At 42.1% G+C, this 13,828-nt stretch carries 10 protein-coding genes; 6 read left to right on the forward strand and 4 right to left on the reverse strand.

What is annotated here, in order from left to right; genetic code table 11:
* Window positions 1-83 precede the first annotated feature (83 nt).
* Window positions 84-1,511: a solute carrier family 23 protein gene (locus tag B4K26_RS04400; RefSeq protein WP_296243798.1), complete on the reverse strand. Its 1,428-nt coding sequence runs from the start codon at window positions 1,509-1,511 to the stop codon at window positions 84-86.
* A 560-nt stretch (window positions 1,512-2,071) separates the two neighbouring features.
* Between B4K26_RS04400 and B4K26_RS04405 the strand changes: the two genes are divergently transcribed.
* Window positions 2,072-3,505 carry an L-serine ammonia-lyase gene (locus B4K26_RS04405; RefSeq protein ID WP_296243799.1) on the forward strand — a complete coding sequence of 478 codons (1,434 nt, stop codon included), beginning with the start codon at window positions 2,072-2,074 and terminating at the stop codon, window positions 3,503-3,505.
* 129 nt (window positions 3,506-3,634) lie between these two features.
* On the opposite strand, the gene B4K26_RS04410 is transcribed toward B4K26_RS04405, so the two are convergent.
* The 3 genes from B4K26_RS04410 to xthA all read right to left on the reverse strand — a co-directional run bounded on the left by B4K26_RS04410 (window position 3,635) and on the right by xthA (window position 6,636).
* Entirely contained in the window at window positions 3,635-4,033 is a 399-nt protein-coding gene (locus B4K26_RS04410; RefSeq protein WP_296243800.1) for a DUF4377 domain-containing protein, read from the reverse strand.
* A 385-nt stretch (window positions 4,034-4,418) separates the two neighbouring features.
* Window positions 4,419-5,642, reverse strand: coding sequence for a bifunctional glutamate N-acetyltransferase/amino-acid acetyltransferase ArgJ (gene argJ / locus B4K26_RS04415; RefSeq protein WP_296243801.1), 1,224 nt, complete (start codon window positions 5,640-5,642; stop codon window positions 4,419-4,421).
* 166 nt (window positions 5,643-5,808) lie between these two features.
* Window positions 5,809-6,636, reverse strand: a complete 828-nt coding sequence (gene xthA / locus B4K26_RS04420; protein WP_296243802.1) for an exodeoxyribonuclease III — start codon at window positions 6,634-6,636, stop codon at window positions 5,809-5,811.
* 250 nt (window positions 6,637-6,886) lie between these two features.
* Here xthA and B4K26_RS04425 point away from each other — a divergent pair, with 250 nt between their 5' ends.
* The 5 genes from B4K26_RS04425 to B4K26_RS04445 all read left to right on the forward strand — a co-directional run bounded on the left by B4K26_RS04425 (window position 6,887) and on the right by B4K26_RS04445 (window position 13,764).
* Entirely contained in the window at window positions 6,887-7,465 is a 579-nt protein-coding gene (locus tag B4K26_RS04425) for a hotdog domain-containing protein (RefSeq protein ID WP_296243803.1), read from the forward strand.
* A gap of 76 nt (window positions 7,466-7,541) precedes the next feature.
* Window positions 7,542-8,351, forward strand: coding sequence for an ABC transporter ATP-binding protein (locus B4K26_RS04430; RefSeq protein ID WP_296243804.1), 810 nt, complete (start codon window positions 7,542-7,544; stop codon window positions 8,349-8,351).
* 26 nt (window positions 8,352-8,377) lie between these two features.
* Window positions 8,378-9,175: an ABC transporter permease gene (locus B4K26_RS04435; protein ID WP_296243805.1), complete on the forward strand. Its 798-nt coding sequence runs from the start codon at window positions 8,378-8,380 to the stop codon at window positions 9,173-9,175.
* A gap of 404 nt (window positions 9,176-9,579) precedes the next feature.
* Window positions 9,580-11,277 (forward strand): AMP-binding protein, encoded by a 1,698-nt coding sequence (locus B4K26_RS04440; RefSeq protein ID WP_296243806.1) that lies wholly within the window; start codon window positions 9,580-9,582, stop codon window positions 11,275-11,277.
* Window positions 11,278-12,063: 786 nt separating this feature from the next.
* Window positions 12,064-13,764 (forward strand): AMP-binding protein, encoded by a 1,701-nt coding sequence (locus B4K26_RS04445; protein WP_296243807.1) that lies wholly within the window; start codon window positions 12,064-12,066, stop codon window positions 13,762-13,764.
* The last annotated feature ends 64 nt before the right edge of the window (window positions 13,765-13,828 follow it).

Raw genomic sequence — 13,828 nt, forward strand, 5'->3', positions numbered from 1 at the left:
ACCCATAATAAACAAAAGCCACGATAATTATTGTGGCTTTTGCTTATCGCTGTATTAAGTTCTTTAATTGTATGATTAAAAAATCAATCTTTTTGGCGATTAAATAAGGCATTAAGCACAATCGCAGTTAAAGTAGCCGTGCCAATTCCGCCCAAATCAAAGCCGCCCAGGTGTAAGCTAAAATTACCCGTCCCCATAATCACTGTGACCGCCGCAATGATTAAATTGCTGTTTTTACTAAAATCGATATGACTGTCAATCCAAATCTTAGCGCCAGCAATCGCAATCAAACCGAACACGACAATGGATGCGCCGCCTAATAAAGCAGGTGGTATCGTCTGAATAATAGCCCCAAATTTTGGTGACAATCCCAGCAAGATAGCCACAAAACCTGCTATTACAAAAATCGTCGTGCTATAAACCTTGGTCACTGCCATGACACCGATGTTTTCTGCATAAGTGGTAACGCCTGTGCCGCCAAATCCTGCTGAGAAAGTCGTTGCCAAACCATCAGCAAAAAAGGCTCGTCCCATATAAGGCGTCACGCGAGATTTTGTCATACCTTCCACTGCTTTAAAATGTCCTAAGTTTTCGGCAATTAAAATAAAGGCGACAGGCACAATTAATATAATCGCACTCATCTCGAAATGCGGCGTATGAATACTTGGCAGTCCAAACCATGAGGCCGCCGACACATTACTAAAATCAATCGGAACACCATAACCCATTAGATTGGTCATGACAAAATAAGCGATATAAGACAAAATCAAACCAACAAGCAATAACAGTCGGCGTAGCATACCGCGGGTAAATACCGCTACACCACTGATAAGCAGTACCGTTAATGTAGCCATCCATGCGTCAAACTGGTTGGCGGATACCCCTCGAATGGTGACTGGCGCTAAATTAAGACCAATAATCATCACAATCGCCCCGGTGACGATGGGTGGTATTAAGCGCTCAATCCAACCTGTGCCTGTCTTCATCACCAACAAGCCTACCAAAGCATAAATGATACCGCATGCCATGATACCGCCTAAAGCGACATTCAAATTATCATTAAACCCAACGCCAGCATAAGCAGTAACCGCAATGACAGGACCGATAAAGGCAAAACTCGAACCCAAATAACTGGGCATGCGCCCGCCAGTAATGATAAAAAACATGACCGTACAAATACCGGACATTAAAATAGCTAAATTGGGGTCGAATCCCATTAATAATGGCGCAAGCACTGTCGACCCAAACATGGCAAAAGTATGCTGAACACCTAATAAAACACTCTTAGCAGGCGGTACGTATTCGTTAATCCCCACCGGATCACGATCCAAATTTCCGCTATACGGACGCCACGTTGGAAACCAACGACCATTATCAAAGTCTGGATTGTGCGGATAGCTGATCGCAGCCGAATCAATACCAGCTGCTTCTAGTGCATTATGAGGAGCTGTATGATTATTTTCCGGTTTTGAAGAATGAGATTTTGAAGAGTGAGATTCAGGAGATGTCATGCGCTGTCCTATTTAAGCTAAGAGAGTACTAGCCAGCTAAAAATTGTGAGAAATACAACTATGCATTGAGTCAAAACGATAACAGATAAATACTACTAACCATTAAAAACAATAGAGGAGAACATAGATGGCAGCAGAAAAAAATATTTTCTTCGACCAAATATAGGTCATCAGATAAGCCGTATTAAAAACGACAGACGACTGCCTTCGCCATTACTTACGCTAAAATAATGACTAACTTACAGGATGTTACACAGGTATTGGTTGCGAGCATGATAACGGAGTTTTCTAATAAATAAAAGTTATTATTCAGCCGCCTCCTGTACGCCTATACTGAGAGGCATTTATAGATAATGTCCGAGATTCTTTATTTAAGCGCCGACCCCGTTTATCTATACAAACGTGAAAGCGCGATAAACGTGAAAGCGAGTATTTAAAGAGTGATTGCGCAGCAGTTATGAGTGCTTATTTAGGGCAGCTATCTATTATATCTTTAATATTAGTACTAAAGCCTATCTATAACAGAGGCTGATGCACTGACGATTTCTTGGTAATTGATTATGATTAGTGTTTTCGACTTATTTAAAATTGGTATTGGACCATCAAGCTCTCACACCGTTGGACCTATGGTGGCGGCCAACTTATTTTTGACGTCATTGCTTAAACAAACTGCATTAACGTCGATTAAGAGTATTGAAATAGAGCTTTATGGCTCTTTAGCGGCCACAGGTAAAGGGCACGCAACCGATACTGCAATATATTTAGGCTTGCTTGGACATACACCAAGCACCATTGACACACGCTTAACTAACGAATATCTAGCGCCTATTTTTGCTGATAAGCAGCTTAACCTATCTGGCAAACACGTGATCGAATTTGACACCGAGCGCGATATGTATTGGTACGATGATACGGTACTGCCTTATCATCCTAACGCCTTAACCATCCGTGCGATTTTGACTGATGACAGTAAATTCCAACAAACTTATTATTCAGTCGGTGGTGGTTTTGTTATTAATGAAGACGACGCCAATAATCCTGATGAGGATCACGCCAGCCCAACGATCGACATCGTTCCCTACCCCTTCAATAGCGCTGCAGAATTGCTTGAGCAGTGTGATAAGCATGGATTGAGTATTAGCGAGTTGGTCCTTGCTAACGAATGCCATTACCGCAACCAAGCAGATGTCTTTAGCTACTTAGATACTATTTGGGAAGTGATGCAAGACTGTGTCATTCAGGGCTGCAAAAACAGCGGTATTTTGCCAGGCGGGCTTGATGTCAAACGCCGCGCTCAAGACCTACATATGCAACTACGCGCTGAAAAAGATACGTCTATTACCAAAACCGATAAATTGGCAGCCATGGACTGGGTCGATTTGTATGCGCTTGCCGTTAACGAAGAAAATGCCAATGGCGGTAAAGTGGTTACGGCGCCGACCAATGGTGCCGCGGGCATTATTCCTGCCGTTCTGCATTATTATCGTGATTTCTTGCCCAATTATAACCAAGACGGCGTTCGTAAGTTTTTATTAAATGCCACTGCCATCGGTAGCTTAATTAAACAAAATGCCTCTATCTCTGGAGCGGAAGTTGGCTGCCAAGGTGAAGTAGGTTCAGCCTGTGCCATGGCAGGTTCGGCATTGGCAGAAATTATGAGCGGCTCGCCCGCCCAATGTTTAAATGCAGCGGAGATTGGTATTGAGCACAATTTAGGTCTGACTTGTGACCCTATTGGCGGTTTGGTGCAAGTCCCTTGTATTGAACGCAACGCGATGGGCGCGGTAAAAGCCATTAACGCCGCTCGTCTTGCTTGTCGCGGCAATGGTCAGCATTTTGTTTCACTCGATAAAGCGATTGAAACCATGAAACAAACGGGCGCCGATATGTCTGATAAATATAAAGAAACTGCGCGCGGTGGTCTTGCTATTTATGCTGATAACCGAATTCCTACTGCTACCCGCGGCGTTAGTGTGAATTACAGTCAATGTTAATATAAAACACATTTCTCTTTTTTCAAAACTAAAAAAAGCCTCTAATGACTAGAGGCTTTTTTATAATAAAATTCTCGTTAAATGCTATTCATAGCTGCTAACCATCATAGCTGCTAACAGTATCTAAAATTATTCAGCAGTTTTTGAGATTACTTCGTTTAGAATCCAAACGGGTTTAACCACTTTTGTCGCTTCGTTCATAACTGCTTCTTGGCGCACATCTAGAACATAACGATAATTTGGCTCATAAGTAAAACCTTGGATATTGCCGTTTAAAGGCGTGTAGTTTTTCTGATAAGTCTGACGGTACTGAAGGCACTCTGACTCAACCATATTGCCACTAGCGGTTGGCAATTCACAGACTGCTTTGAGAGGTGCTATTTCAATTTTGAAACTTGGAATATTAACCACTTTCACATTCATAGGTTCGCCTTCAACGACCATGGTGCGCTCGTCGTTCATTCCCATGGTAGAGCAACCTGATAGAACAAAAGTGGTCATCAATGCAGCAATTGCTAATTTTTTCATTATTAAATCCTCAGTTTATTAGTATTAGTCATTACCCTTTAAACTCATTTTAATCAATTATCACTATTCAAAAGGTAGCAAGCAGTTATGAAGATACTGTTAACTTCAAGCCAATTATAAAATCGAAACGAATAAAAATAAGATTTAAATAAAATCGCTGAAATATAAATAGTACCGTCTATTGTTTACTGCAATCAGTATAGTTTGCACGGCTGCCTAGCCTCTATAACTGCTTTGTAAAGTAACGTCAGCTTTTGCAAACGATGTTAATAAACGGTTTAAATTCGACCATATTGAATAAAGCCGTTTTGAGAATAAAAAAACACTCAAAACTATACATAACAATGCTAGCTTTGAGCGTCTTTATAAAAACGATTAACAATTTTTAGCTGCGATAATCTGCATTTATCTTGACGTAATCGTAAGATAAGTCGCAGGTATAAACGGTATCTTGAGCATCACCGCGTGCCAGATCGATATGAATGGTAATCTCAGGACGGCTCATGACTTCTTTACCTGCCGCTTCCGTATAACTCGGAGCCACGCCGCCACTTTGGCAAATCATCACCTCATCTAAGTAGACATCGACTTGCTCGGTATCAAGGTCATCGATACCAGCGTAACCAACCGCTGCTAAGATACGACCCCAGTTGGCATCACTAGCAAAAAAAGCGGTTTTGACCAAGGGCGAATGCGCAACAGCATACGCCACATCACAGCATTCTTGCGTGTTTTTGCCGCCTGTGACTTTGATCGTCATAAACTTGGTGGCGCCTTCCCCATCTCGCACGATCAACTGCGCCAAACGTACAAATACCGCTGTCAAAGCCTCAAATATCGGCTGATAATGCGGATGCTCTGGGCTATCAATAACCTCTGGGCTCGCCGTTCCCGTGGCAATCAGTACGCAGCAATCGTTGGTTGAGGTATCTCCATCAACGGTAATGCGGTTAAAGGATTGCTCATTAATTCTACTTAGCATTTCTTGTAATAAATCAGCAGCGATATTGGCGTCGGTTGCTACATAGCCAAGCATGGTCGCCATATTAGGACGTATCATGCCCGAGCCTTTTGACATACCAGTAATGTGATAGCTGCCAGCATCGACATCGATCTTTTCACTAGCAAGCTTTGGAATCGTATCAGTCGTACGAATTCCGTTTGCTGCTGCCAGCCAATTATCAGCGGCTAAATTGGCTAGCGCTTTGTCTAAACCTGCAATGACAGCATCACTGTTTAACGGCTCACCTATCACGCCCGTCGAAAATGGCAAGACAGCATTGGTGTCCACACCAGCTTTGGCGGCTAAGGCGGCACAGATATCAACCGCGCGGCGTTTACCATCGACGCCTGTTCCGGCATTGGCGTTACCTGTATTGGTGATTAAATAACGCGGACGGGCTTTAGCAAAGTGTTCCCGCAAGACTCGTACAGGCGCGGCACAAAAAGTATTTTTTGTGGTCACAACCGCAGTCGTTGCGCGATCAGCAATTTCTATCACCACCAAGTCATCGCGGTCTTTATAACGTACGCCTGCAGCGGTAGCGCTTAGCTTAATTCCATCAATTGGATAAATCGTCTTAGGTACTGCAATGTTGCCGACGGCCATCATTCAATCCTTATTCATCAATGCTGATGCATTATTTATTGGTTATAAATTGTCTTGATAAAATCATTGTCTTTACAGAAACTGTGTTATTCATTTTTGGTTGTTAAAAGCTTATTAAAAACTGGGGCAGAAAAACTGCTGTTAAAGGTCTATTGTTTAAAGCAAACTATGATACTTTGTTCAAATCAAACGCGGCCCAGATTGGAGCATGGTCAGACGGTTTTTCCATGCCGCGCAGTTCATAACTAATGCCTGCATCGACGCAATGATCTATCAAGTCTGTAGTGCATAAAATGTGATCAATACGCAGCCCGCGCTTAGGATCATCGTTAAAGCCCCGACTGCGATAATCAAACCAGCTATATAATTCGGTGCTGTCTGGATAATGCAGACGATAGGTATCGGTTAGCTCACGCGCCATCAAATCGCTATACCATTCACGCTCTTCAGGTAAAAACGAGGTTTTTCCATTTTTGAGCCAGCGCTTCGCATTGGCCTCACCGATACCAATATCGATATCTTCTGGCGCAATATTCATATCACCCATAATAACCAGCGAGCGCCCTTCTGCTTTTAAAGTATCGATATACGCTATCAAATCCGCATAATAGGCACGCTTCATAGGAAATTTGATTGGGTGCTCTTGGCTCTCTCCTTGTGGAAAATAGCCGTTAAGCACATCCACTTCCCTTCCATCAAACACATAGCGCGCATGAATAAAGCGCTTTTGTGACTCTTCATCTTCACCCGGAAAGCCTTTTTGCACAAAAATAGGCGCGACTTTAGATAATAAAGCGACACCGTAATGCGCTTTTTGACCAAAGTATTCGACGTGATAGCCCAAGCTTTCCACATTTTCGAGGGGAAACTGTTCATCATGCACCTTAGTTTCTTGCAATCCGATCACATCAGGATCGATTACCTCTCGCACCGCTTCTAACTGATGTTGGCGAGCGCGGATACCATTGATATTAAAACTGACAAAACGGGTCATAAATTATCCTATACTGATGAATAAAAGCAAAGCGCTGCTAAATAAAAATACAAAAATCGGCGTTGTATAAAGGACGATGATAACAGACATCGACAAGGCTATCTGTTGCGCGCCCTTATTTCTTACGATAGAGTAGCGGTTATGAGCGATAACCTATGCATTATTACTTTCTATTTTTTATATATTAACTTTTAAACGCTATCGATGAAGCAAACTTATGACAATAACTACGAAAAAAGTGACAACAACGATGAATAACAATACTGATATCAAATCCAGTGGCGCCACTTCACCGCTATTTGCCACCAATTATAACGTGTATATCAACCATACTGACGCAGGTGGTATAGTTTATCATGCCAATCATTTAGTCTTCTTTGAAAACTGCCGCCGTGACTGGTTTACAAAACTTGATTTAAATGGGTATTTTTTACAAACCGATGACGGTGAGATTCAGCATTTTGTTGTCAGTCAAGCAGACCTGCAATACAAAAAAGCCATTCTTTTAGATGAAGTGATCAACGTACGTATCGATAAGGTTGAGCTAAAACCTGCCAGCATTGTATTTTATCAAAGTATCCATCGTAGCACGCCAAATTCAGATAATAATGACAACCCTAAGGCGAGTTCTGCTCCTTTAAACAGTACTTTATTAAGCAGCACTAAAATTGTCATCGCTTGTGTGCAAAATCAGATCAAGCCGGAGCCTACACCTGCTGAGGACTCTGATGCGACTGTTAATCGCAATGCGCCCATGCGTCCTATTCGTGTACCGCAAAAGTTACGTGACACCATCCAGAGAGCGATAACACAACACGCTGATGAATAAAATGATTGGTTGACTATCGTTCGACTAGGCCAGGTCCTTATTTTAAAAATGGTGATAAGGCCATAAGAAGACTGTTATGCTCGCATTTGAAGATATTTGGCTACATAGCAAGCACGCTACGCTAGCAAATCCTAATCGTGAAAGTCTTTTATATCGAATCTCTACTCGGTTTCCTACGTACCGAAAACAGCGCACAAAAATACAGAAATACTCAGCGGCCGATGATGCTTTACCTATTAATAAACGCGCCTTGATAAGTGGTATCAGTGGTGAACTACGGGCTGGGCAAGTCACGGTTTTGACAGGGGCTTCTGGTAGCGGAAAGTCCGTTTTATTGCGCGCATTAGCAGGGCTATCGCCCATCACTACAGGCAATATTTGGCTACAAAGCAGTGAGCAAAATAGTCATGCTTGCTCTAGCATTCATCACATACCATCCACGCACTGGCGCTCGCAGGTTGCCTTGCTCGCTCAGCAGCCACAATTATTAGAAGGCAGTGTTCTTGATAACTTGCAACAGCCTTATCGTTTGGCCGCCCATCAGCAAAAGCAGTTTGATATTAATTGGCATATTGAGCAGCTTGAGTATTTAGAGCGCTCATCTGGCTTTTTACAACAAGACGCTCATACTCTCTCGGGCGGCGAAAGACAACTGGTCAATACACTGCGTTTATTACAATTGAACCCCCAAGTCTTATTGTTGGATGAACCGACCGCAGCCTTAGATGTCGATACCTCAACGAAGCTTGTGCAGTTGCTGATTAATTGGTTACGTTGTGAGTCAAAGCGGACAGTATTATGGGTGACTCACGACACAAAAGACATTATGCCGTTAGCGGATAAACATTGGCATATGCAAGCTGGCGTCTTAATCAAAGTAGATTAACTTTGCCTTTATAACGAGCTAACGTAATGAGTACAGAAAATATGCAAATCATACTCACTTATAGTGATATTGCGCTTGCCAGTAGTTTGATTGTTATTGTGCTAATCGTATCATGGTATTTGCGTTTAAAACTGACCAAAACCCTTATCATCGCGTCTATTCGTACCGTCGTACAGCTAAGTTTCATTGGTCTCATCTTGGCATGGATTTTCGCTCGCGAACAATGGTACGAAGTTCTTGTTATTTTGACCATCATGACCTTGATTGCGGGTAGTGCTGCCAAAAATCGCGTCAAGCGTACCTATAAAGGCTTATTGGTTGATACGCTGATCGCTGTCGGTACCTCAGCGGTGCTAGTTACCATCATCGCCATCAGTCTTATTTTACAAGTACAACCTTGGTATACGCCGCAATTCATCATTCCTATATTAGGTTTAATACTCGGTAACTCTTTAACCGCCATCTCATTGACCAGCAATCAGCTGATTGAAAGCTTTCATGCGCAGCAAGGACAAATCGAGATGATGTTGAGCCTATCTGCCAGACCATTTGAAGCTGTCCATGAACAGATACGTGCTGCTATTATCAATGGTATGACACCCACGCTCAACTCTATGCTGGTGGTCGGCATCGTCAGCTTACCAGGAATGATGACGGGGCAAATACTTGCTGGCGCTGACCCTACCAAAGCCGTACACTATCAAATTGTCACCATGTTTCTCATCTGTGTAAGCAGCACCCTTGGGTGTACGATAAGCGCCCTACTCATTCATCGTCGTTTTTTTAACCACAAACAGCAGTTCATCCTACCTTACTATGATTGATACTCTTTTTTTTCTTATAGATAACTTTATTTAGCAGCGTTTTATATGTACTGGTCAGTACGCGCATGCTAATATTGCCTTTACTTGGATTCATGCTAATGTATTGCTTAAATGTATCATTATATTGTTAATACATTATTTTTTAGTTGCAGTAAAATGGTCAAAAACCCTTACATTCGAGCGACACTTTTTAATATTGCAGTAAAGTATGCATTCAATTCTGACGCTTTTATCATTCACCAACACTAAACTAAAGCAACACTATTTAGCAGTCCGTCAATAGATAAGGACGTTATCGAACTCAGCGGCAATTGTTTTACGTCAGCGCTGATTTTTTTATTGACACGGATATGGCTGCTTAATAACAGAAATTTAACCTATATGAAATTTTAAGGACGCTGACTATGATGCCGAATAAACCTTGGCTTGCAAATTATCCCAACGGTGTGCCTAAAACCATCAATCCTGATAGATATGGCAGCATCATGGAAATGTACGAAGAGAGTTTTGATCGCTTTCGTCTGCATCCAATGAGTATCTGTATGGGCGTGACTCATACTTACGATGACATTGATAAAGCCTCTCTTGCTGTCGCCGCTTGGCTGCAAGCGCAAGGATTGCCTCAAGGCAGCGTGGTTGCGCTCATGATGCCAAACGTGCCGCAATATCTGCCAACGATGATTGGTATTTTGCGGGCAGGTTACGTCTGCACGCCAGTCAATCCTCTCTATACTGGCCGCGAGCTACGTCATCAGCTAAATGACTCGGGTGCCAAGGTTATCTTTGTGGTTGATAATTTTGCTCAAGCGCTTGAGCAGGTCATTGATGAGACAGATATCAAACGTATCGTTTTATCAAAGATGGGTGACATGATGGGTCTAAAAGGTATTTTAGTAAATACCATTATCCGTCAAGTCAAACGCTTGGTGCCCAAATACAAGCTTAATGACCCGAAGCACGAAGTCACGAAGTTTCCAGATGTGCTTAAAAAAGGCAGGAGCCTCCCCTTCCAAAAGCCAAAAATGTCCTTGGATCAAAAGGCGTTTTTGCAATACACGGGTGGTACGACAGGACTGTCTAAAGGCGCGATTTTATCTCAGCGTAATATCGTCGCAGGAGCCATGCAATCAGAAGCTTGGACGCGCCCTATTACGTCAGAGATTAATGAAGTTTATATCAATATGGTCATGGCCCTACCGCTGTATCATATTTTTGCCTTTATGCTAAGCTCACTCGGTATGCGCTCAGGCTATACCTTTATCTTGATACCCAATCCACGTGATATCCCAGGATTTATCAAAACCTTATCAAAGCAGCCGTTTCATATTTTCCCAGCGGTGAATACCCTATTTAAAGGATTGCTCGATAATCCAGAATTTAAGAATCTAGATTTCAGCTCACTGCGTATCTCACAAGCAGGCGGTATGGCGGCAACCGAACAAACGGCAGCTCGCTGGCTTGAAACCACTGGTTGCGCGATGATTGAAGGTTGGGGTATGACAGAAGGCGTGGCTGTCGGCACTGCCAACGTTGTTACCGACCGTAAGTTTAACGGCACGATTGGCGTTCCAGTCCCTAGCGTTGATGTCATCATCATAGATGAAGACGGCAATCGCGTCGGTGTCAATGAAGCGGGTGAAATGTGCGTTAAAGGTCCTAATGTGACCTCAGGCTATCTTAATAGAGACAGTAGCGACGACTTTACTGAAGATGGCTACTTTCGCACTGGCGATATCGTCAGCATGGATGAAAAAGGCTACTTTAGACTGTTGGATCGTAAAAAAGACATGATTTTGGTCTCAGGCTTTAATGTCTTCCCGAATGAGATAGAGTCAGTCATGCTTGATTGCGAAGGGATTATTGATTGTGCTGTAATCGGTATTCCTGATGAACGTCAAGGTGAAGCGGTTAAAATCTATGTCATTCCTGCTGATAATAACGTCACCAAAAACTCAATCAAAGAATTTGCTCTAGACAATTTAACCGGCTATAAATGTCCACGTCATATCGAGTTTGTCACTGAGCTACCAAAAAGTAACGTGGGTAAAGTTCTGCGCCAAAAACTGCGTGAAAAACATATCGCAGACAATCCACAGCTATGATCAACTCACAACTATAACCAGCGTAAATATCTACCCGCAAAAAGCGCTCTGCATAAATAGTAGAGCGCTTTTTTAACAGCTCATAGTTTGATTTTGGTAAATTTCACCTTTTAATGACAGCGGTATTATTTATATAATTATTTTTAAGAAAAATTCATAAAACTGTATACAGTCAATCCACAATAAAACTGGAACAGCTCATATCATGGAACAGTTTAGGTAGATTATTCTCTATCCAACCTTGGCGTAGAAATTTTGCCTGTGCCCACTTCTTTTCAATGGGATTCAGATTAGTATAATTACTTATATTAGCTGTACTTACTTGTATTATTAACTACTTTTACCGCAAAAAACCTTTTATCTTATATCTTCAACCACTTATCGGATTTAACTTGCAACATGATTTTTTCTTTTTAGCAAATTTATCTATAAACTGACAAGTTCTTGTATTAGAATAACGCGTTCAATTGCTCTTATGTTAATGTACTGCCAGAATTTGTTACGCTATTGTTTATTATTTTATATCGTTAGGCGGTATCGATAGTCCTCTCGATAGCTAGTCGTTTAATCTACTAAGAGATGTATTTTTGGTAGTTAAATATTTTTTAGCCAAATAATCTTGTAACTATACACATTTAGATAAAGGCCACCGTATTTTAGCAGTCTGTGAATGGATAGGATAACACTCGACAACTTGTCGCTTATAGGGCGATGGTGTATTGTTGACAAGGATGTGACTACTTTTTTATAGAACCTTAACTTATCGCAAATTTAAGGACGCTAAGTATGACCACTGATAAACCTTGGCTTGCTCAATACCCAGCAAACGTACCTAAAACCATCAATCCTGATCAGTATGAGAACCTCATAGACCTCTATGAAGAGTGCTTCGATCGCTTCCGTATGCATCCTATGACTATTTGTATGGGCGTGACTCATACTTATGGCGATGTGGATAAAGCCTCTCTTGCTGTGGCAGCATGGTTACAAGCTCAGGGCATTCCTAAAGGTAGCGTGGTTGCGCTTATGATGCCAAACGTACCGCAATATTTGCCGACGATGATTGGTATTTTACGTGCAGGCTACGTTTGTACTCCTATCAATCCTCTTTATACTGGTCGCGAGCTGCGCCATCAGTTAAATGATTCAGGTGCTCAGGTTATCTTTGTGGTTGATAATTTTGCCCAAGCGCTCGAGCAAGTAATCGAAGAGACAGACATCAAACGTATTGTCCTCTCAAAAATGGGCGATATGATGGGTCTAAAAGGTATTTTGGTCAATACCGTTATCCGTCAGGTCAAACGCTTAGTACCTAAGTACAATCTAAATGATCCTAAATATCATGTTACTAAATTTCCAGATGTGCTCAAAAAAGGTAAAAGCTTACCTTTCCAAGCACTAAAAACGTCATTGCAACAAACCGCTATTCTACAATACACGGGTGGTACCACTGGCCTATCTAAAGGTTCGGTATTAACTCAGCGTAATGTCGTCGCGGCTGCCATGCAGTCAGAAGCGTGGTTTCGCCCTGTTACCTCAGAAATTAATGAGGTATATATCAATATGGTCATGGCACTGCCGCTATATCATATTTTTGCCTTTATGCTAACCCTACTTGGCATGCGTTCTGGTTACACTTTTATTTTGGTACCAAACCCGCGTGATATGCCTGGATTTATCAAAACCTTATCTAAGCAACCGTTCCATATTTTCCCAGCAGTCAACACTTTATTTAAAGGCTTGCTTGATCAGCCAAATTTTAAAGACTTAGACTTTAGCTCTTTACGTCTTTCGCAAGCTGGCGGTATGGCAGCTACCGAACAGACGGCAGCGCGCTGGTTAGAAGTGACTGGCTGTCCGATGGTTGAAGGTTGGGGTATGACCGAATGTGTAGCAGTCGGTACCAATAATATCGTCACTGATCGCAAATTTAATGGTACGATTGGCACTCCTGGTCCAAGCGTCGATATCATCGTGGTCGATGAAGATGGTAAAGAGGTAGGCGTTAATCAGGCAGGCGAGATGTGTATTAAAGGTCCGAACGTCATGACGGGATATTTTAATAAAGACAGTAACAGTGACTTTACCGAAGATGGTTATTTCCGTACCGGCGATATCGTCAGCATGGATGAAAAAGGCTACTTTAGATTATTGGACCGTAAAAAAGATATGATTTTGGTCTCAGGGTTTAATGTCTTCCCGAATGAAATCGAGTCAGTCATGCTTGATTATAAAGGGATCGTTGAGTGTGCGGTGATCGGTATTCCTGACGACCGTCAAGGTGAAGCGGTGAAGATTTATATCGTCCCTGCCGACAATAATGTCACTAAAGAAGACATCAAAGACTTTGCTATCGACAATTTGACCGGCTATAAATGCCCACGTCATATTGAGTTCGTAAGCGAGCTACCAAAAACCAATGTTGGTAAAATTCTACGCCAAAAATTGCGTGAAAAACATATGTCAGACAATCCACAAACGTTATAGCTTCTATAACTTTAAAGCTCAAAAAGTGATAAAAGCCCGCTATGTAAAATGTAGCGGGCTTTTT

Source organism: Psychrobacter sp. UBA6766, assembly GCF_002453355.1.
Taxonomy (GTDB): Bacteria; Pseudomonadota; Gammaproteobacteria; order Pseudomonadales; family Moraxellaceae; genus Psychrobacter.